1 pseudogene is annotated in these 310 nt (G+C 75.2%); it reads right to left on the bottom strand.

What is annotated here, in order from left to right:
* A pseudogene (locus tag ACTQXI_RS08940) lies at positions 1-310 on the bottom strand (IS21 family transposase); the annotation flags it as partial.

Below are 310 nucleotides of genomic sequence, written 5' to 3'. Positions count from 1 at the left end.
CGGCTCGCGGCCGCCCGCGCCCCCGAAGGGCACGTCGCGGGCCCGGCACCAGGCGGTGAAGGCGCCGTACCCGGGCAGCCCCTCCCCGCGGCCCTCGCGCAGGAACGCGTACACGGCCATCTTGGTCATCCCGGGCAGCTGGGCCTTCGCGCGGATCACCTCCTCGAGCGGGTCGAAGGCGCTGCCCCTCGCGGACCTCCCGTCGGCGGCGGACTCGCCCTCCCGCCAGTACTTGGCGACCGTGTGCCGGTCCATGCCGTGCCTCCTCGCGATCTCGCTGAAGTTCGGCTTCGCGCCGGACCCCCTGTAG

The sequence above is a fragment of the Collinsella sp. LCP19S3_C9 genome, assembly GCF_052121575.1.
GTDB lineage: Bacteria > Actinomycetota > Coriobacteriia > Coriobacteriales > Coriobacteriaceae > Collinsella.
This window is presented reverse-complemented; position numbering and strand designations above follow the sequence as displayed.